Annotated in this window: 18 protein-coding genes and 1 other RNA gene; 10 read left to right on the top strand and 9 right to left on the bottom strand. The window is 61.7% G+C overall.

What is annotated here, in order from left to right:
* Positions 1-25 precede the first annotated feature (25 nt).
* Positions 26-331 (bottom strand): hypothetical protein, encoded by a 306-nt coding sequence (locus DV706_RS01775; protein ID WP_006068027.1) that lies wholly within the window; start codon positions 329-331, stop codon positions 26-28.
* Positions 332-508: 177 nt separating this feature from the next.
* Between DV706_RS01775 and DV706_RS22270 the strand changes: the two genes are divergently transcribed.
* From DV706_RS22270 to DV706_RS01755, 5 genes are all read left to right on the top strand, one after another.
* Entirely contained in the window at positions 509-634 is a 126-nt protein-coding gene (locus DV706_RS22270; protein WP_275040563.1) for a hypothetical protein, read from the top strand.
* Between the two features lie 86 nt (positions 635-720).
* The gene (locus DV706_RS01770; protein ID WP_006068026.1) at positions 721-2,085 is read left to right on the top strand and encodes an adenylosuccinate synthase; all 1,365 of its coding nucleotides are present in this window, start codon (positions 721-723) and stop codon (positions 2,083-2,085) included.
* Positions 2,086-2,281: 196 nt separating this feature from the next.
* Positions 2,282-2,791 (top strand): DoxX family protein, encoded by a 510-nt coding sequence (locus DV706_RS01765; protein WP_006068025.1) that lies wholly within the window; start codon positions 2,282-2,284, stop codon positions 2,789-2,791.
* Between the two features lie 83 nt (positions 2,792-2,874).
* Positions 2,875-3,075 carry a methytransferase partner Trm112 gene (locus DV706_RS01760; RefSeq protein ID WP_049890008.1) on the top strand — a complete coding sequence of 67 codons (201 nt, stop codon included), beginning with the start codon at positions 2,875-2,877 and terminating at the stop codon, positions 3,073-3,075.
* A 15-nt stretch (positions 3,076-3,090) separates the two neighbouring features.
* Entirely contained in the window at positions 3,091-3,666 is a 576-nt protein-coding gene (locus DV706_RS01755) for a DUF7524 family protein (protein WP_006068023.1), read from the top strand.
* Between the two features lie 29 nt (positions 3,667-3,695).
* Here DV706_RS01755 and DV706_RS01750 read toward each other — a convergent pair whose 3' ends face one another.
* From DV706_RS01750 to DV706_RS01740, 3 genes are all read right to left on the bottom strand, one after another.
* Positions 3,696-4,841: a DR2241 family protein gene (locus tag DV706_RS01750; RefSeq protein WP_049890007.1), complete on the bottom strand. Its 1,146-nt coding sequence runs from the start codon at positions 4,839-4,841 to the stop codon at positions 3,696-3,698.
* Between the two features lie 9 nt (positions 4,842-4,850).
* Complete coding sequence (locus DV706_RS01745; protein WP_006068021.1) at positions 4,851-5,756, bottom strand: CbiX/SirB N-terminal domain-containing protein; 906 nt, start codon at positions 5,754-5,756, stop codon at positions 4,851-4,853.
* A gap of 169 nt (positions 5,757-5,925) precedes the next feature.
* Positions 5,926-6,273: a BsuPI-related putative proteinase inhibitor gene (locus DV706_RS01740; protein ID WP_006068020.1), complete on the bottom strand. Its 348-nt coding sequence runs from the start codon at positions 6,271-6,273 to the stop codon at positions 5,926-5,928.
* Positions 6,274-6,384: 111 nt separating this feature from the next.
* Between DV706_RS01740 and DV706_RS01735 the strand changes: the two genes are divergently transcribed.
* Complete coding sequence (locus tag DV706_RS01735) at positions 6,385-7,137, top strand: DUF2797 domain-containing protein (protein WP_049890025.1); 753 nt, start codon at positions 6,385-6,387, stop codon at positions 7,135-7,137.
* Positions 7,138-7,214: 77 nt separating this feature from the next.
* Entirely contained in the window at positions 7,215-7,625 is a 411-nt protein-coding gene (locus DV706_RS01730; protein ID WP_006068018.1) for a hypothetical protein, read from the top strand.
* A gap of 116 nt (positions 7,626-7,741) precedes the next feature.
* On the opposite strand, the gene DV706_RS01725 is transcribed toward DV706_RS01730, so the two are convergent.
* From DV706_RS01725 to DV706_RS01710, 4 genes are all read right to left on the bottom strand, one after another.
* On the bottom strand, positions 7,742-8,578 hold the full coding sequence (locus DV706_RS01725; RefSeq protein WP_006068017.1) for a phosphatase PAP2 family protein: 837 nt from the start codon (positions 8,576-8,578) through the stop codon (positions 7,742-7,744).
* Positions 8,578-10,374, bottom strand: a complete 1,797-nt coding sequence (locus DV706_RS01720; RefSeq protein WP_006068016.1) for an ABC transporter substrate-binding protein — start codon at positions 10,372-10,374, stop codon at positions 8,578-8,580. Before DV706_RS01720 ends, DV706_RS01725 begins: the two co-directional genes overlap by 1 nt.
* 97 nt (positions 10,375-10,471) lie before the next feature.
* A complete protein-coding gene (locus DV706_RS01715; RefSeq protein ID WP_006068015.1) occupies positions 10,472-11,317 on the bottom strand; it encodes a phosphatase PAP2 family protein in 846 nt (281 codons plus the stop codon).
* A complete protein-coding gene (locus DV706_RS01710; RefSeq protein ID WP_006068014.1) occupies positions 11,317-13,167 on the bottom strand; it encodes an ABC transporter substrate-binding protein in 1,851 nt (616 codons plus the stop codon). The genes DV706_RS01715 and DV706_RS01710 overlap by 1 nt, the downstream gene beginning before the upstream one ends.
* Positions 13,168-13,398: 231 nt before the next feature.
* Here DV706_RS01710 and DV706_RS01705 point away from each other — a divergent pair, with 231 nt between their 5' ends.
* The 3 genes from DV706_RS01705 to DV706_RS01695 all read left to right on the top strand — a co-directional run bounded on the left by DV706_RS01705 (position 13,399) and on the right by DV706_RS01695 (position 14,934).
* Positions 13,399-13,686 (top strand): ribonuclease P protein component 4, encoded by a 288-nt coding sequence (locus DV706_RS01705; RefSeq protein WP_006068013.1) that lies wholly within the window; start codon positions 13,399-13,401, stop codon positions 13,684-13,686.
* 85 nt (positions 13,687-13,771) lie between these two features.
* The gene (locus tag DV706_RS01700) at positions 13,772-14,020 is read left to right on the top strand and encodes a YhbY family RNA-binding protein (protein WP_006068012.1); all 249 of its coding nucleotides are present in this window, start codon (positions 13,772-13,774) and stop codon (positions 14,018-14,020) included.
* Positions 14,017-14,934 carry a mechanosensitive ion channel family protein gene (locus DV706_RS01695; protein ID WP_006068011.1) on the top strand — a complete coding sequence of 306 codons (918 nt, stop codon included), beginning with the start codon at positions 14,017-14,019 and terminating at the stop codon, positions 14,932-14,934. The genes DV706_RS01700 and DV706_RS01695 overlap by 4 nt, the downstream gene beginning before the upstream one ends.
* Positions 14,935-15,655: 721 nt before the next feature.
* Here DV706_RS01695 and ffs read toward each other — a convergent pair.
* Positions 15,656-15,967, bottom strand: an RNA gene (gene ffs / locus DV706_RS01690) — signal recognition particle sRNA.
* Positions 15,968-16,106: the final 139 nt, after the last annotated feature.

Here is a 16,106-nt window from a genome sequence, read left to right as displayed (position 1 = left end):
CAGGCCGGTGCGGCGCGAAGAGAGATTAGCCTTCGATCTCTGCGACGTCTTCGATCTTCATGCCGTCGAGTTTGTCCATAATGTCGTCGAGCTTGCCGTCGAGTTCGTCGACGAACTCAGCGGTGCGCTCGGTCTTGATTGCACCCTGGCTGGAGGGCTCGGTGAGGTTTTCCTCCTCGAGGACACGAAGCGAGTACCGAACTTTGTGGTGCGGGTAGCCCGTCTCGTTCGACATCTTGACGATCCCGATCGGTTCGTTCTCGATAACCATCTTCAGGACCTGCAGATGTCGTTCCAACATATCGACTTCCTTCTCAAGTCGGTCTATCATGGCATTTGTTAACTTGTCTTTGGACCTTTTAAAAGTTACTCTCGCGGACTGACCGGTTTCCGCTCAACTGACATCTTGGTCCTGTCAGTAGTTAACGGTTCCGTTCCCAGCGTGGACGAACGATTCACTGGCCTATCACGTCGGCGGAATCGCCCGACGGAACAGTGATGATTCGACATGGGACCGACCGCCAGTCTCTCGCCAGTGGCGCGCCCGCGGTCGGACGTTCGTGGTCCGGACCCGGATGACGAACACGGCGTCACTCGAGCCACGGTGGTCGGCACCTGGGACGTTCCAGCCTGATCTATACACGTCTATGTACATCAACACAGGATCACCCCGGCCATACCGTAATCTGTTTATCGGCCGGGCAAGAATCCGCCGCTGTTATGACCGTCACAATCGTCGGGTCGCAACTCGGCGACGAAGGCAAGGGTGGAGTCGTCGACGTCTACGGCGACGCCGCTGACGTCGTTGCTCGGTATCAGGGCGGCGACAACGCTGGCCATACCGTCGTTCACGACGGTGAGAAGTACAAACTATCACTCGTGCCGTCCGGCGCCGTTCGTGGGAAGGTTGGCGTCCTCGGCAACGGCTGTGTCGTCAACCCCGAGACGCTGTTCAACGAGATCGACACGCTCCGAGAGCGTGATCTCGAGCCTGACGTGCGCGTGGCCGAACGCGCACACGTCATCCTCCCGTACCACCGCGCGCTCGACGGCATCGAGGAAGCAGAGAAAGAAGACCTCGCAGCCGGAACGACCAAACGCGGCATCGGCCCGACCTACGAGGACAAGGCTGGTCGACGCGGTGTCCGTGTGGGTGACTTGCTCGATCCCGACGTCCTGCGTGAGCGACTCGAGTACGTCGTCCCCCAAAAGAAAGCCCTCGCAGAGGAGGTCTTCGAGAAGGAGACGGGCGAGGCGTTCGACATCGACCACCTCTACGAGACCTACCGCGAGTACGGCAAGCGACTCGAGGAAGAAGACATGACCGTCGACTGTGGAACGTTCCTCCAAGAGCGCATCGACGCTGGCGACAACGTCATGCTCGAAGGCGCACAGGGAACGTCACTCGACATCGACCACGGCGTCTATCCCTACGTCACCTCCTCGAATCCGAGCTCGGGTGGTGCGACCGTCGGCACCGGACTCGGCCCGACCGTCGTCGGACAGGGCGACGTTATCGGCATCGTCAAAGCCTATCTCTCGCGTGTCGGCACAGGGCCACTCCCAACCGAACTCGGCGGCGTCGAGGACCAGACGCCTGACTACGACCCGGACGAGGGTGCTGGCGATGACGAGGAAGCGCTCGCGACCCAGATCCGCGACGAGGGTGGCGAGTACGGCACCGTCACCGGTCGCCCGCGCCGTGTCGGGTGGCTCGACATGCCGATGTTGCGCCACGCCGCGCGCGCAAACGGCTTTACGGGACTCGCAATCAACCACATCGACGTGCTGGCCGGACTCGAGGAAGTGAAGGTCGGCCACAGCTACGAGTTCGATGGCGAGGAGATCTTCACCGTGCCCCCGACAACCGAGCAGTGGGGTCGCTGTGACGCGACGTTCAAGTCCTTCGACGGCTGGCCCGAAGTCGACTGGGCCGAGGTCGCAGCCGACGGCTACGAGGCGATTCCGGAAAACGCCCGGACCTACCTCGAGTACATCAGCGACGAACTCGACACGCCGATCTACGCAGTTGGTGTCGGTCCCGGCCGTGGCGAGACCGTCATCGTCGAGAACCCGTACGAATAACGCTCCGGCCTCGTTTTTTGCGGTTCGCTATAGTAGCCACTGAACGTCAGTGCGCACCCGATCGCACGACAGCTGTGCGATCGGTGTGCAACCCGTTTCAGTTGTTACTATAACTGGCGACGACCGCGTCTACCCCGAATATACACACCGCGACCTTTTGCTCGCAGAAGCCGTTGACTCTCTGTGAGCACAGTTTATGAGTGATCCATTCACAGCACTCGTCCGTCGACTCGAGTCTGCCCTTGGCGTCCCAGCTGAAACGGTCCGTCGTGTCGAAGCGGTCGACCGATCGGTCGCCAACTGGATGGGACGTTGGGGACTGCCGACGCTTCGTATCGCGCTCGGGATCATCTTCGTCTGGTTCGGCGGGCTGAAGATGTTCGGCGTGAGCCCGGCCGCGGAGCTCGTCGCCGCGACGGTGTACGTCGTCCCACCGGAGCTGTTCGTCCCGGTACTGGGCGTCTGGGAGGTGCTGATCGGCATCTGCTTGCTCTACCGGCCGCTGATCCGGCTCGGTATCCTCCTGTTGTTCCTCCAGATGCCCGGCACCTTCCTGCCGCTGGTGCTCCTGCCAGAGGTGACGTTCACGACGATTCCCTACGGCCTGACCGTCGAGGGACAGTACATCGTGAAAAACCTCGTCATCATCGGGGCTGCGCTCGTCGTCGGCAGTACCGTCCGTGAGGAACGAACTCAGTCTGAATGAGCGCAGTCTCGCGACCGTTCCGTGAGCGACTGTGTCCGTTTCGTTCCCGAAGCCTTTTGCTGTCTGCGGTAAGCCTGTTTATCATGAAGGAGTCGTTGCTGGAGATCCTCTGCTGTCCGCTGGACAAACACGACTTAGAACTCGAGGACGCCGAGTACGACGATGCCGGCGAGGAAATCGTCGCGGGCACGCTCGTCTGTAGCGAATGTGGCGAGCGGTACCCGATCGAAGACGGCATCCCGAACCTGCTGCCGCCGGATATGCGCGAAGAAACCCCGGCCTGATCGGCCACTCGAATCGTGTCTCAGGAGGTCACCGTCCACGTCAATCGCGGGTCCGCCGACTCACTCGAGACAGCTGTCGGTACCCTCGAGGTCCGTGGCTCGTTCGACCTCCACTTGCAAAGTCACGACACCCCCGCACACGTCCACTGTCGGCTCAAGGGCGACATCGAGCGCATCGTAACGCTCCCCGAGTCGAACTACTACGTCGAAGCTGACGACGAGACGATCGTCCTCGTCCGCGTCAACGCCGAGGCGATCGAGCGGCCACTCGAAGGCACACTCGAGGTGTTGACCGGGTACGGCTCGGAGTCGCTGTCGATCCCCGTCACCGTCAAACCAGCACCGGGAGATGTCGACGTCGACGAATCGCTGTCGAAACCCGCACAGAACGCACCCGAACCGAGCGATCTCGATCGACTGATCGCCACCGTCGGCCTCGAGCCGGCGACACTCGGCGTCGTCGTGCTCGGACTCGTCGCCGTCGGAATCGCAGTGCTGACGGCGGCCACGATCGGCGGCCCGGTCGCAATGGCTGGACTTGCCATCGTTTCGGTCGGGTTTCTCGTGGCGCTCGTGTTGCTGCTCCGATAATCACCGCGCTCGCGAGGGACGACCAGTCGTCAGTCGTCGTGACGCTCTCGCGCCTCGAGGGTGCCGTCGTCGTCGAACCGTTTTGCCCGGAGGTATCGCGCCCGATAGCGGTTCGCACCGTCGTAGACGTCGGCTTCGCGGATCTCGTCGGTTCGGCCCTCGGCGACGGCGTCGATCAGTTCCTCGAGTTGGTTCAGTTCGCTCGGCGTCAACTCGAGTTCGTAGGTGTGTTTTGCTTCTGACTCGATGACAGTCCACTTGCGCGCGGCGGCGACGACGAGCGAACACGGCTCCCGACACGGGAACTGGCCGTCGCCACCGTCGACCGCGAGGTCGTCGCCCTCCTCGTACTGCCACTCGCGGCGGCGCAGACATTGGGAGTCGACACAGCAGGCTTCGGTCATCCACTCGACGGCCTCACGGGGCAGCTCGTCGATCACGTCGTAGATCCCGGTCTGGCGCTCGGCGGTCTCGAGCCAGTGATCGACGTCTAACGTTCCTCGCAGTTCTCGATGCCAGTTGGCGATCGTCGCCGGATAGAAGAAGCCGACCGTTTCGACGAGTTCAGCGCCTGAAAGCCCGATAAAGGCCCAGCCGGAGACCAGCGTCGGTGCGGTCTTCAGCGGCCGGTACCGGCCGTCGTCATCGGCCGTCGAGAGGTCGCGGGCATCCCGTGGGTCGTCGTAGACCTCGAGGTCGGCGAGGTCGGTATCGGTGTCGTCGACGTGCCAGAGATCGTAGACGCGCTCGCCGGCAGGACCGTCGGCGTCGTCGACGAGTCGGGCCGTCAGACACAGCTGCCCCCACTCGCGGTCGACTCCCTCCTGAAGCGCGTCGTATCGTGCCGGCACCTCGAGGAGGTCGTCCGCAGCCGCCGACGTCTCATCGGCGTCCGACGCGGCTGCAAGCGGTGCCCGCTCACACCACCGCAGGAACGCGCGGCGGGAAGTTCCCTCACCGCCGACCGTCTTCTGCCAGTAGTGCCAGTTCGTGACGTACGCTGCACGTGGCTCGAGGGCAGCCTCGAGGTCGTCTTCGTCGAGTCCAGACTGTTCGCTCTCGGGCGTCTCGAGGCTGTACGTCTCGCCGTCGCGGTCGATTCGCAGGCCATCGAACGCGATCGGCGACTCGGCCTCGAGCGTCGCGATCAGCGAGTCGAAATCGGCTGTGGGCATCGTCACGCGTCAGTCACCCGCTCTCGTGTTTGGCTCGAGATCTGGCCCATTGCTGTCGTCGGGAGCCACCCCGGCCCGAACCGACTCGAGGGCGCCGCCGATATCGGCCCCAGCGTCGGCCGCGCGCTCGAGGATGACGTCGGCCATCAGTCTCTCGGTGCCGACAGCACCGGCGTACCAGAGACGGTGGCCGTCGACCTCGGCTGGGACCGACCAGCCGAGTCGATAGTCTTCGGTGAGCCCCATATCCTCGGGGATGTCTTCCTGGGTGTGGTAGCCATCGGCGATAAACAGCGGGACGACGACGATATCGGCCGTCTCGAAGTAGTCCGTGACGTCATCGACTTCCGGCTCTTCGTCCATAAAGAGGGCCTCGACCGCGTCGAACCGACCCTGATCACGGATCCGGTCGGCGTGATACTCGACTGCTTTCGCCGAGTTTTCGTTGCGTTCGGTGCCGTGGCCGACGACCGCGAGGCCGACCCCGTCACCCACGTTCGGATCGTCCGTCACGCTTTCGGCACGCTGGACGATGACGTCAGTCATTGCATCGTGGGTGCCAACGGGGCCGCAGTAATGAATCGTTTTGTCGACGTCTTCGGCCTCGAGTGTTACCTGTGAGGCAGTCGTCCCATCGGAGTCCCACTGCTCGGGATCCCACTCCTCGAGGCGCAGTTCACGGGGGATCACCTGCTCGGTGAAGTAGCCCTCGCTGATAAACAGCGGGACGATAAACACCTCGTCTGCCTCGAGCGTCCGGATCACATCGCGAAAGTGCGGTTCCTCCTTCCAGAACGCCTCGCGGACCTCGTCGAACGCTCCCGTCTCACGGACGGTATCCGCGTGGGCGTACGTGGGGTCCGAGGCGTTCGGGTTCAGGTGTGACCCGTGGGCCGCGATAACCAGCGCTTGCATGGCTCGCCGTTGGGATGGGGCTGGTTTAGGGACTTCGCTGTCGGCGCTCATCGCCGCGTCCGATGACGGACCTGTCGCCGCCCACCAGTCACTGGTTGCCGGTTAGCCGTCAGCTCCGGTGGGATGTCTGATCGTGTGGTCCCGTCGGCCATCGTCACAACCGGCAGTATTACACACCGAAACTGGTCTGTGCGGTACAGGTCACCTCCCGCGCTCGTAACTCGGCGACGGCGACGTAGCCGCCCGGCTGGGGCGCTACCCACTCGGCTTCGTAGGTCGCCGTCTCGTCCGGCGGGATCGTCTCCGAGGTGAGCAGTTGCGCAAACGCCTTGCCCTCAGTGAATCGCCAGACTTCGCGCCCATCATCGCGCACGACGAACTCCGCCTTGCACGCGTCCGGAAACTCCAGTTCGACCGGCGTTGGCCCCCTGTTTGTGACGGTGAACACGAACGTTACCAGCGTCGTTCCATCCGCAGCCGTTGTGACGTCCGCTTCGAGTCGTCCTTCGAGTGTCATGTGGTCGGCTTCGGTGCCGACGCGGATAGGCGGTTCGTCTGGGTGCGTCGAACCGTCGGCTGCCGACGAGACAGCGAACAGTATATCCCGAGTTACGCCCAAGTCGAACGCGTGCAACTGGTGGGCTATGAGCCGAGCGGGCGAGGATCAGCGCTGTTGGTTAGCGATGGCGGAGCCGTCGAGCGCCAACCTCTCGAGGCCGGAACCAGTCTCGCCTACGCACTCGAGTCACGACACTGTGTGGGCACCATCCACGACGGCGACCATCTCGCCTGCAAGCGGCCATCGGCACCCTACTGTGAGTTCCATACGAGTACGTGGGTCTGTGCCCGCTGTACGGGCACCTGCCTGAAAGACGAGATGGACTGCTATCAGGAGCACGCAGTCTACATCGCTGCCTTCGCCCCCAACACATTCAAAGTCGGCGTCACCAAATCTCGTCGACTCGAGACCCGACTCCGAGAGCAAGGCGCCGACCGCGCAGCCCACATCCACACCGTCTCGAACGGCCGGATCGCCCGCGAGATCGAAGCCGAAATCGCCAACCGGCTCGTTGATCGGGTCCGCACGCCGACGAAAGTCGCCTCGCTCGCGGCGACGGTCGATGAGGCTGCCTGGGATGCAACGCTTGCTGAGTTCGACGTACTCGAGAGGTTGACGCTCGATTACAATTTCGAATGTGAGCGGCAGCCGGTTCCCGAGACGATCGCTGCAGGCACCGTCATCGGCGTGAAAGGTCGGCTGCTCGTTCTCGAGAACGGCGGGACGACGTACGCCGTCGATATGCGCGACCTCGTGGGGTATACGGTGGCAAGCGGAGAGCCGCGTCGAAATCTTCAGTCGTCGCTCGGCTCGTTCGGCTAACGTGGACATCCTCGAGCGACACATGGACTGGCCGCGTCCCGGTGACCGCGGTGGGTGTGACCCAGTGTATCCAACACATGGTAATCCTTTTCCGCGGTGACACAGAAGCAGCAGGCATGGCTGACGAAAACGAATCCAACGACGCGGGAGACGAGGGCGGCGAAGAGAAGTCGTTCCGCGAACGAGTCGAAGAGATTCGAGAAAAACGCGCCGAAGAAGGCGAAGGCGAGGGTGAACCACCGGAAAGCCCGTTCGGCGGCGGCGGTGGCCCCGGCGGCATGGGCGGCGGCAACCCGTTCGCACAGATGATGGGTGGCATGATGGGCGGCGGCCCTGGCGGCCCCGGTGGCCCCGGCGGCGCACCGGGCGGCCGCGGTGAGGAAGCCGGCAACGAAGAACTCGTCCGTGAAGTCCGACAGCTCCGAGACGAGATGCGCGACCAGACGCGCGCACTCAAACGAATCGCTGACGCTCTCGAGGACAACTAACGCCACCCAGCCGTCGATTCTTTCTGGCTCAGTTCCCGAGAGCGACAGCTCGCGGTCCGGCATGTTCTCGACACGAACAGCGGACGTCAAGCCGCGAGTGAGAAAGCAGGTGACGATCAGCGCCGGCGCAGCGATGGGACGCGGCCATCCATCCACTCCGAAACCGACCAACGGCCGACGAGGACGTGGGCGAGTTCGACGCTCACGTACGCGAGGACGATGCCAGCGATGACGTCGATCACCCAGTGAATCCCGAGATACATCGTCGAGATCGCGACGGAGACCCCGAGGACGGCCGCGACGAGGTTCCACCCCGGATAGTACTCTCGCGTGCGGTAGGCCAGGATAGAGACGGTCACAGCAAGCGAGGTATGTAGCGACGGGAAGACGTTCGTGTTGCGGTTGACCTGACGGGTGAGGTGCTGGTACTGCGGGTACGTATCGTACAGCAGTGCATCGACGAGGTCAGGCATCATGTTCCGCGGCCCGTAGGCGATAACGACGATGTACACCACCAGTCCGAGCGTGTAGTTGAGCGTGTACGCTGCCAGCAGTTCCCGGAGCGGCCGCGTCTCCGAGAGCGCGAAGTAGGCGATGACGGGAAACACCAGCAAGAAAATATAGCCGTAAATATAGATAAATGAAAAGTACGCCGTCAACGCCGGCGTCGCCTGTGCTTGCAGCCAAATGATGAACTCCCCCTCGAGATCGTAGATCGGTGCGGTGAGATTCCAGTCGATCAGCCACGAGAACTCCGGGACGGCCTGTCTGGCGACGCTGTTCAACAGCAAGGCGGATGCGAGAACGATCGTGATCGGCGTAATCGCACGCACCCGGCTCCGCCACGCGCCGCGTGTCTCCCGGAGCCGGCCCAGACCGACGAACAACGCAGTCGAGACGAGGACAAGCAGCGTGACGACCACGACGAGTTGCACCAGCACCTGACCCAACATCACTGTCTCACCCGCAAGTTGCCGTCGGCGTCGTACCGAAATCCGGCCTCCTCGAACGCCGTTCGTGCCGCTTCGACGTCGACGTCGCCCCCGGAGCCGAGAAAGGGGCTCACTGGATCGTCGCCGTCCCACGCGAGGTCGTCAGGAGTCCACTCGTCGGTCACCGGCGTCGCAACCGGCGTCGCGTACCCGTGAAATACCTCCTCGACCAGCCACGCCTTGTCGATCAACTGCGCGATGACCTGCCGGAATCGAGGATTGCCGAAGGGGGCCGACCGCGCGTTGAACCCAAGCAGGTAGAACGTCCACGTCGGCGACTCGAGCAGACGAACCGCGTCGGTTTCCTCGACGTCGTCGATGACGTAGCTCTCGAGGGGCGAACTTGTGACGTCGGCGTCGTTGGCTTCGATCAGTTGCATCGCCGACGTGCTTCGTGGATCGATCCCGATTCGGATCGTGTCGACGGTTGGCTCGGGGAGGTCGACACCCTCGCGCAGCGTGAAGTGGTCATCGAAGCGCTCGAAGGTGACGTGCTCGCGCTCGGCGTGATCGTGGTACTGAAACGGCCCGCTGCCGACCGGCGGCAGGTTGTTCGTGACGACAGCGTCGGTCGTGCCCTGTGCGACACGAACGCCGGGAACGGTCGCAGCCGCCGCTCGCTCCGCCCAGCGGTGTTCGGGGAGTATCGGCACCGTCAGCGCCTGTTCACCGACCTCTTGACCCGTCACAACTGTTATTTCGAGCGTGGTCTCATCCCGGATGTCGATCTCGTCGATCGCCGTGACACGGCCGCGATAGCGCGGTGGCGGTGTGGGCGAGGTGCTGTCTCCGAGCGCGGTGTCCTCGAGAAGCCGATAGGTGAAGGCGACGTCGTCGGCAGTGAGCGGCTTTTCGTCGTGAAACTGGCAGTCGGGCCGGAGGGAGACGACGAGCGTCGACTCGTCAGTCCACTCCCAGTCGTCGGCGAGCCACGGCTCGAGCGACCGATTACCAGCAGCATCGATACGGTCGGCGGCAAGCGAGTCGTACAGCAGATCAGTGAACGTCCCTCGGTCCCGGTACTCCGCGTTCAGCGGGTTGAGGTTCTGTGACGGCCGGGCGTCCATATGGACGGCCCGAAGTTGCTCGGCGCTGTCGTCCGTCTGTGGCTCGAGGCCGAGATAGCCCGTCCGTGTCGCGAGATGGCCCGCACTCCAGCCGTCGAACCGATCGTCTCTGACGAGCCGCTGCTCGAGTGGGGTACAGATCGGGACGAACGGCTGTTCGATCGCCAGTGCCTCGAGCATCGATGTGACGGCCTCGCGGCGCTCGTCGCCGTCGGCGTCACGTTGGGCCTCGAGCAGGTCGTCGACCAGGAGATTCGTAAAACCAAACGGGTTCTGCCAGCCGGCCTCGTCGGCGTACAGCGAGTGGAGCGTCTCGTAGAGAAAGTCCGGATCGGTGCCACCAGGATGGCGGCCAACGCAGAGATCGAAGTCGTGATTGATGAGGACGGCGCGCAGGAACTCCTCGTTGGCTCGCATCTCGATCGAGACGTCGATGCCGACGGCCTCGAGAGTCGCAGCGATTTCCCGGGCGAGCCGGATGCTTTCCCGGTCACCGTCCGCGGGAAGGGTGGTGATCGTCAGCGACAGTGGCTCGATGTCGTCTCGGTTGATGATGCTGCGAGCTTGGCGGAGACAGCCACTGGTGGATACGGTCACCCCGACAGCGCTGGCCAGTGCAGCCCGGCGGCTGATACCACCAGCGCTGTCACCGTCGGTTTCTCGGTCCGGACCGCTCCGTCGTTCATCCATTTCGTTCGTTTGTTACGGTTCGCTAGCAGCGATATAACAACATTGTGTCTCGGAACGCAGTATCGAGCCAAGCAGCAGGGATTCGTCCGGCGTCTGCTCAGAACCACTTGGACTCGGCAACTCGCTCGTACAGTCCCGAGAGCGACCACCGGCCGACGAGTCGGTACGAAAGCGCGACACAGAGCGTTGCAAGCGCCAACCCTGCAAGGACGTCGATCCCCCAGTGCAGCCCCAGATACATCGTCGAGATGATAACGCTGATGGAGATCACACCGGCGACGGGGAACCATTTCGGATAGCTCGAGCGAGTGAGATAGGCGAAAATGCCGACCGTCGCCGACAGCGAGGTGTGTAGCGACGGGAAGACGTTGGTGTTGCGATTAACTTCCCGGGTCAGATACTTGTATTCGACGCTGTGTTCGTAGATCATCGGTGACGATCCTGACCCCGTGAGCAGCTGTTCGACGAAGACGTTGCGCGGACCATATGCAATCACGAGTATGTACAACACGAGTCCGATCGCGTAGTTGAACGCATACGCAGTAAGCAGCCGCCGAAACATCGTGGTGTCCGACAGGGCGAAATACGCCACGACTGGGAAGACCAGCAGGAACGTGTAGCCGTAGATGTAAATAAACGTCAGATACGACGTCAGCTCCGGCGACGACACTCCCAGGAAGATCAGGACGAACTCGCCTTCGAGCTGACGGATCGTCTCGGTCATATGGAACCCGATGTCCGAATCGACACCGCCCCACCGGATCAGCCGGCTGACCAGCAACACGACTGAGAGAGCAAGAATCGCCGGCGCAGCGACTCGAATCCGGGACCGCCACTCTGTTCGCGTTGTCGCAAGTCGCTTTCGGCCGATGAACAGCCCAACCGAAATCGGGAGCAAGAACCCGACGACGAGGACAACCCTGGTCAGTACCTCAACAAGCATTAGTTTCGAATATGGAGTCGTCCATCATCGTCGTACCGAAAGTTCCCAGCCGACTCGAACACTTCACGCGCCGCCTCGACGTTTACCATCCCATCGGTACCGATAAACGGTGTAACGGGGTCTTCGTCGTCCCATTCGAGGCTGTCGGGAACCCAGTCATCGGCGACCGGACTCGAGAGCGGCGTCGCGCGATCGTAGAAAATCTGCTCGGTGATCCACGCTTTATCGAGCAGCCGGCACACTGCCCGCCGGAAGCGTGGATCGCTACACGGCGACGCATTCGTGTTGAACCCGAGGTGATAGAACGTCCACGAGGGCGACTCGAGCTGGACGGCGCCGGAGTCATCCGAAATGCCACCGACCGAGTGTGACTCGAGCATCGACGACGTCAGATCCGCGTCGCCGCTTTCGACCCGTGAAATCGAGGAGGTGCTGCCAGGGTCGACGCTGAATCGGAGTTCCTCGACCGTCGGTTCAGGGAGCGAAACGTCTTCCCGACGGGTGAAGTGGTCGTCAAAGCGCTCGAGATGCAGGTAGTTCCGTTCAGATTGGCTCTCGAACTGGAAGGGGCCGCTCCCGATTGGCGGGACCGAGTCGGTCGTGACGGGTCCCCATCGACCCTGTGGTGCCGAGAAGTCATCGAGATCACTAATCCGACTCTGGAGTTCCTCCCGCCAGATGTGTCGAGGGAGGATCGGGACTGTCAGCGCACGGTTGCCGACCTCGCGGCCGGAATCGACGGTCATTCGAAGCTCGTACTCATCTTTGATTTCGATTTCGTTGATCGCACTCACCTGACCGCGATACCGTGGGGCTGGTGACGGACTGATGGCGTGTCCGAGCGCAGTGTCTTCGAGGAACTGGTAGGTGAAGGCAACGTCTTCAGCGGTCACGGGTTCTCCGTCGTGGAACGTACAGTCCTCTCGGAGCGTCACCAGCGCAGTCAACGTCTCTTCGGTGTCCGTTTCGGTCTCGTCCGACTCTACATCCGATTCATGCTCATCAATTTCGTCGGTCGGCACCCAGTCCCAGTCGGCGAGCCACGGCTCGACCTCGTAGTCCACCTCGCCGTCGGTTTCGGTGACGACAAGCGTTCCGAGAGAGTCATACAGCAGGTCGACGACTGTGCCCCGTTCGCGGATCGTCGCCGAAAGTGGGTTGACGTTTTGGGTCGGCCGTGCGTCAGTCACGAGCGCGTGCAGTCGGTCGACGTCTTCCTCCGGTTCGAGACCGAGATAGCCACGACGGGTCGCGGGGTGGTTGTCACCCCATCCCTCAAAACGGGTGCTGGCGACGCGATGCTCGTCGGGACGGCAGATCGGATCGAACGGCTTCTCCTCGGCGATACTTCGCAGCACTGGCTGGATCACCTCATGCCGTACATCACCGTCGGCCCGACGCTGCGCCTCGAGGCCAGGATCGATAAACGTCGGCTGGGTGTACTGGAAGGGGTTCTGCCAGCCGGATTCGTCGGCGTACGTGGAATGGAGGGCCTCGTAGAGGAAGTCGGGGTCGTAATCGGCGGGGTGACGACCGACGTAGAGGTCGAAGTCGTGGTCGATGAGGACCATTTCCAGAAACTCGGAGGGCGACCGCCAGGCGATGGAGGTGTCGACACCGACCGCCTCGAGGTTCTGCTCGAGATGGCGTGCGATGCGGACGGTCTCTCTGTTGCCATCGTCGGGGACCGTGACGAGAGACAACGAGAGTCGGTCGTCCTTATCATCGCTGACGACACGCTCGACGGTATCGACACAACCGCTCAACGAGAGCGACAGCCCCGCTACACCAGCAGCAAGGACCGAACGCCGGTCGACACCGTCAACAGGGTCGGTTGTATCACAGTTCATTCAAGCTGGTATACAGCTTTGCTGTTGGTATATAACAATATTGCGCATTAGCAATGAGTATAGAGAACTACCGGAACGTTCATTGTTATTGTTTTTTGTGACTCCGTCACACATTTGTGTGATCTTTACTCATGAAAGCCAACGGTTGCAGCCATCAGTCCCCGTCTCGGACGGTTACGAAGGCGGCTACAAGAACAAAACATCAATAGGCGAACCGACGAAATGTGTGGTATGGATATCGCCGCCGAACGAATCGAACGCCTTCACGAGTTGGCTCGAGCGGCGGCGACAGAGGGAAACCACGATCGAGCGCGGTATTACGTCCGTCTGGCTCGTCGCGTTGCGGAACGAAACCGACTCACGCTGCCACGTGAGTTTCGACGCTTTACGTGCGATCGATGTGATACATACCTACGACCGGGACAGAACGCTCGTGTGAGACTGCGGGATGGACACGTCGTCGTCACCTGTGACTGCGGAGCACACGCGCGGTATCCCTACGAGAGCAACACCGCGTAGCCGGAGTCTCGTCGCTTGTGTCCTGCTTTCGGAGTGAGATTCCGAATCGGGAAGATTGAAACGGCTCGCTTCGCTATTGAGGGCCATGGATACACAAGAACTCAAGCAAGAAGCACATGATCTCGACGTCACTGTCTGGGTCGGCAAGAGCGGCCTCGAGGCAGTCGTCGACGAACTCAACGATCAGCTCTCGAACGAGCACCTCGTGAAGGTCAAATTCCTTCGCGCGGCCCGCGCGGGTAGTTCCACCGAGGAGAAGGCGGCCGACCTCGCCGACCAAGTCAATGCTGAGCTAATCGATACTCGCGGCCATACGGCGGTTTTCCACCGATGAGCGTCGGGAGTGGTTCGCTCCCGCTCCAAGCGACGGATCTCGGCGCGATCGGAACCTTCCTCGAGGAAGCAGGACTCGATGCAGCGCTCGCTGCGAGCGCAGAAAGCGCGATCAAGTTCGTCATCGCGTTCGTTGCGATCTGGATCATCGGCCGACTGATCGTGTTGCCCCTGGTCAGGCGAGCGTTCGACAAGCGAGATCTTGACAAGCACGCTCAGAACCCGCTGTTGATGCTGACGAAGTTCGGCATCGCGTTCGTCGCGATTGCGATCGCCTTCGGCTTTGCCAACTACGGCAATTTCCTTGTGTCGATGGCCGGCATCGCCGCAGCTGGTGCACTCGCGATCGGGCTGGCGATGCAAAACGTTATCTCGAACTTCGTCGCAGGCGTGTTCATCTACACTGACAAACCGTTCCGGATTGGCGACTGGATCGAGTGGGACGACCACTCGGGTGTCGTCGAGGACATTAGTCTTCGTGTGACGCGTGTGCGAACGTTCGACAACGAGCTGTTGACGGTGCCGAACTCGGCACTCACGAACAACGTCCTGAAAAACCCCGTCGACGCCGACAAACTTCGGCTGAAGTTCGTCTTCGGAATCGGCTACGGCGACGATATCGAGCAGGCGACTGACATTATCGTCGACGAGGCCGAGCGCCATCCCGGCATCATGGACGACCCCGCACCCTCCGTCCGATTGACCGAACTCGGTGACTCCGACGTCGGGCTCCAGTCACGGTTCTGGATCGCGAACCCGTCTCGTGCTGACTTCGTTCGGACGCGCGGTGAGTACGTCACTGCAGTCAAGGAACGATTCGACGAAGAAGGGATCGATATCCCCTATCCCGTCCGGACACTCGAGGGCGGCCTCGAGCTTGCAGACAGACAGCGACTCGGACAGACGACCGACTAACGCTGCGTTCGTCTACCCATTTTCAGTGCAGCGCCGTTCCTCGAGTCCTGAATCCGTCGAGCAGCGTCTGATTCACTGAAGCCGAATCGACGCAGAGGTGATGACGGTGGAACAGATGAATCACTGGAGACGGGTCTACTCGGTGTGTGGCTTTGCTGTGGCTAGTGATCTGTTCACGACGATGTATAGAGTCAGAGAACAACTATACTTTCGCTAAAGAAAGTGGGATTGGAAACTATTATAACATGACGATGAGACACAACTGGTAGCGGTTCAACGATGGAACCAGTACTACTACACCACGTCAGTCATGGAATGTTGCTCGGAATCAGCGCTCTCGTCGGCATTCTCAGCTTTGCTGGCGGAATGAGCTTTGCAAAACGACGGACACAACAAACGAACAGTACGTCTGCAATCGACGAGTAACAGGGCTGGACGCTCCCACCACACGTGTTGATCGCGAGGTCAACGCAATCCACACCCACACTGAAGTTTGCTCCTGCAATGCGGTGGGAGGTCACGCCAATGATACTCGTTACAACACACGTGATGGAACGACCCCGCGATCGCCACCGATACCGTCTCACAACGCACGATAGCCACCGCTCTCGAACTCGAGACTGGAATTGAGAGATCGGTACCCACTGAAGTCGTCGTCGCATCCCTCGTGTTCCGTACTCGAACGACGAGCACTGTCGCTCGCCAGTGAAAAACCGGTATGAATGTGGAAGCCGCGGTGGCCCGGCGTTCCAGTCGGAGGAATCCCGGTTGCCTTCTCCACCCCGCGACCCGTCGAGCGACAGGTGTTCGGCGGTCCACTGCTCGCTTCCGCGCCTGATGGGCTGTCGCCGATTAACCACGATGGGACGTCCCTGCGGACGGCCATCGTAGACCGCTGTCCCCGACGGACGAGGCTTCCATGTTGGCTCCCGGGGCTCCGGCCGGTCTGACCGGACGCCCACGGTGTTCGGTCCCCGCTGATGACCATAGCGCGGGTTCTGAGCAGGGCCAAACTGCCCGACCTATCCAACTCTACGTTGGGGGTTACAACTTAAGGGCCTTTCGCCTCCGCAATCGGGAGCGGGCGTGGGGGTCGTTCCCGTGTGAACGAGGGCATTCGGGAGAGGAAGACAACTGCAATCGAGCGCCTCGAGTTCGAACTCAACCGTCTC

It is taken from the genome of Natronorubrum bangense, from assembly GCF_004799645.1.
Classification (GTDB): domain Archaea; phylum Halobacteriota; class Halobacteria; order Halobacteriales; family Natrialbaceae; genus Natronorubrum; species Natronorubrum bangense.
This window is presented reverse-complemented; position numbering and strand designations above follow the sequence as displayed.

Bases quoted from the DNA above. Each gene is read 5' to 3' on its own strand.
- DV706_RS01775 (WP_006068027.1), bottom strand. From the start codon at position 331: ATGATAGACCGACTTGAGAAGGAAGTCGATATGTTGGAACGACATCTG.
- DV706_RS22270 (WP_275040563.1), top strand. From the start codon at position 509: ATGGGACCGACCGCCAGTCTCTCGCCAGTGGCGCGCCCGCGGTCGGAC.
- DV706_RS01770 (WP_006068026.1), top strand. From the start codon at position 721: ATGACCGTCACAATCGTCGGGTCGCAACTCGGCGACGAAGGCAAGGGT.
- DV706_RS01765 (WP_006068025.1), top strand. From the start codon at position 2,282: ATGAGTGATCCATTCACAGCACTCGTCCGTCGACTCGAGTCTGCCCTT.
- DV706_RS01760 (WP_049890008.1), top strand. From the start codon at position 2,875: ATGAAGGAGTCGTTGCTGGAGATCCTCTGCTGTCCGCTGGACAAACAC.
- DV706_RS01750 (WP_049890007.1), bottom strand. From the start codon at position 4,841: ATGCCCACAGCCGATTTCGACTCGCTGATCGCGACGCTCGAGGCCGAG.
- DV706_RS01745 (WP_006068021.1), bottom strand. From the start codon at position 5,756: ATGCAAGCGCTGGTTATCGCGGCCCACGGGTCACACCTGAACCCGAAC.
- DV706_RS01740 (WP_006068020.1), bottom strand. From the start codon at position 6,273: ATGACACTCGAAGGACGACTCGAAGCGGACGTCACAACGGCTGCGGAT.
- DV706_RS01730 (WP_006068018.1), top strand. From the start codon at position 7,215: ATGGTAATCCTTTTCCGCGGTGACACAGAAGCAGCAGGCATGGCTGAC.
- DV706_RS01725 (WP_006068017.1), bottom strand. From the start codon at position 8,578: ATGTTGGGTCAGGTGCTGGTGCAACTCGTCGTGGTCGTCACGCTGCTT.
- DV706_RS01720 (WP_006068016.1), bottom strand. From the start codon at position 10,374: ATGGATGAACGACGGAGCGGTCCGGACCGAGAAACCGACGGTGACAGC.
- DV706_RS01715 (WP_006068015.1), bottom strand. From the start codon at position 11,317: ATGCTTGTTGAGGTACTGACCAGGGTTGTCCTCGTCGTCGGGTTCTTG.
- DV706_RS01710 (WP_006068014.1), bottom strand. From the start codon at position 13,167: ATGAACTGTGATACAACCGACCCTGTTGACGGTGTCGACCGGCGTTCG.
- DV706_RS01705 (WP_006068013.1), top strand. From the start codon at position 13,399: ATGGATATCGCCGCCGAACGAATCGAACGCCTTCACGAGTTGGCTCGA.
- DV706_RS01700 (WP_006068012.1), top strand. From the start codon at position 13,772: ATGGATACACAAGAACTCAAGCAAGAAGCACATGATCTCGACGTCACT.
- DV706_RS01695 (WP_006068011.1), top strand. From the start codon at position 14,017: ATGAGCGTCGGGAGTGGTTCGCTCCCGCTCCAAGCGACGGATCTCGGC.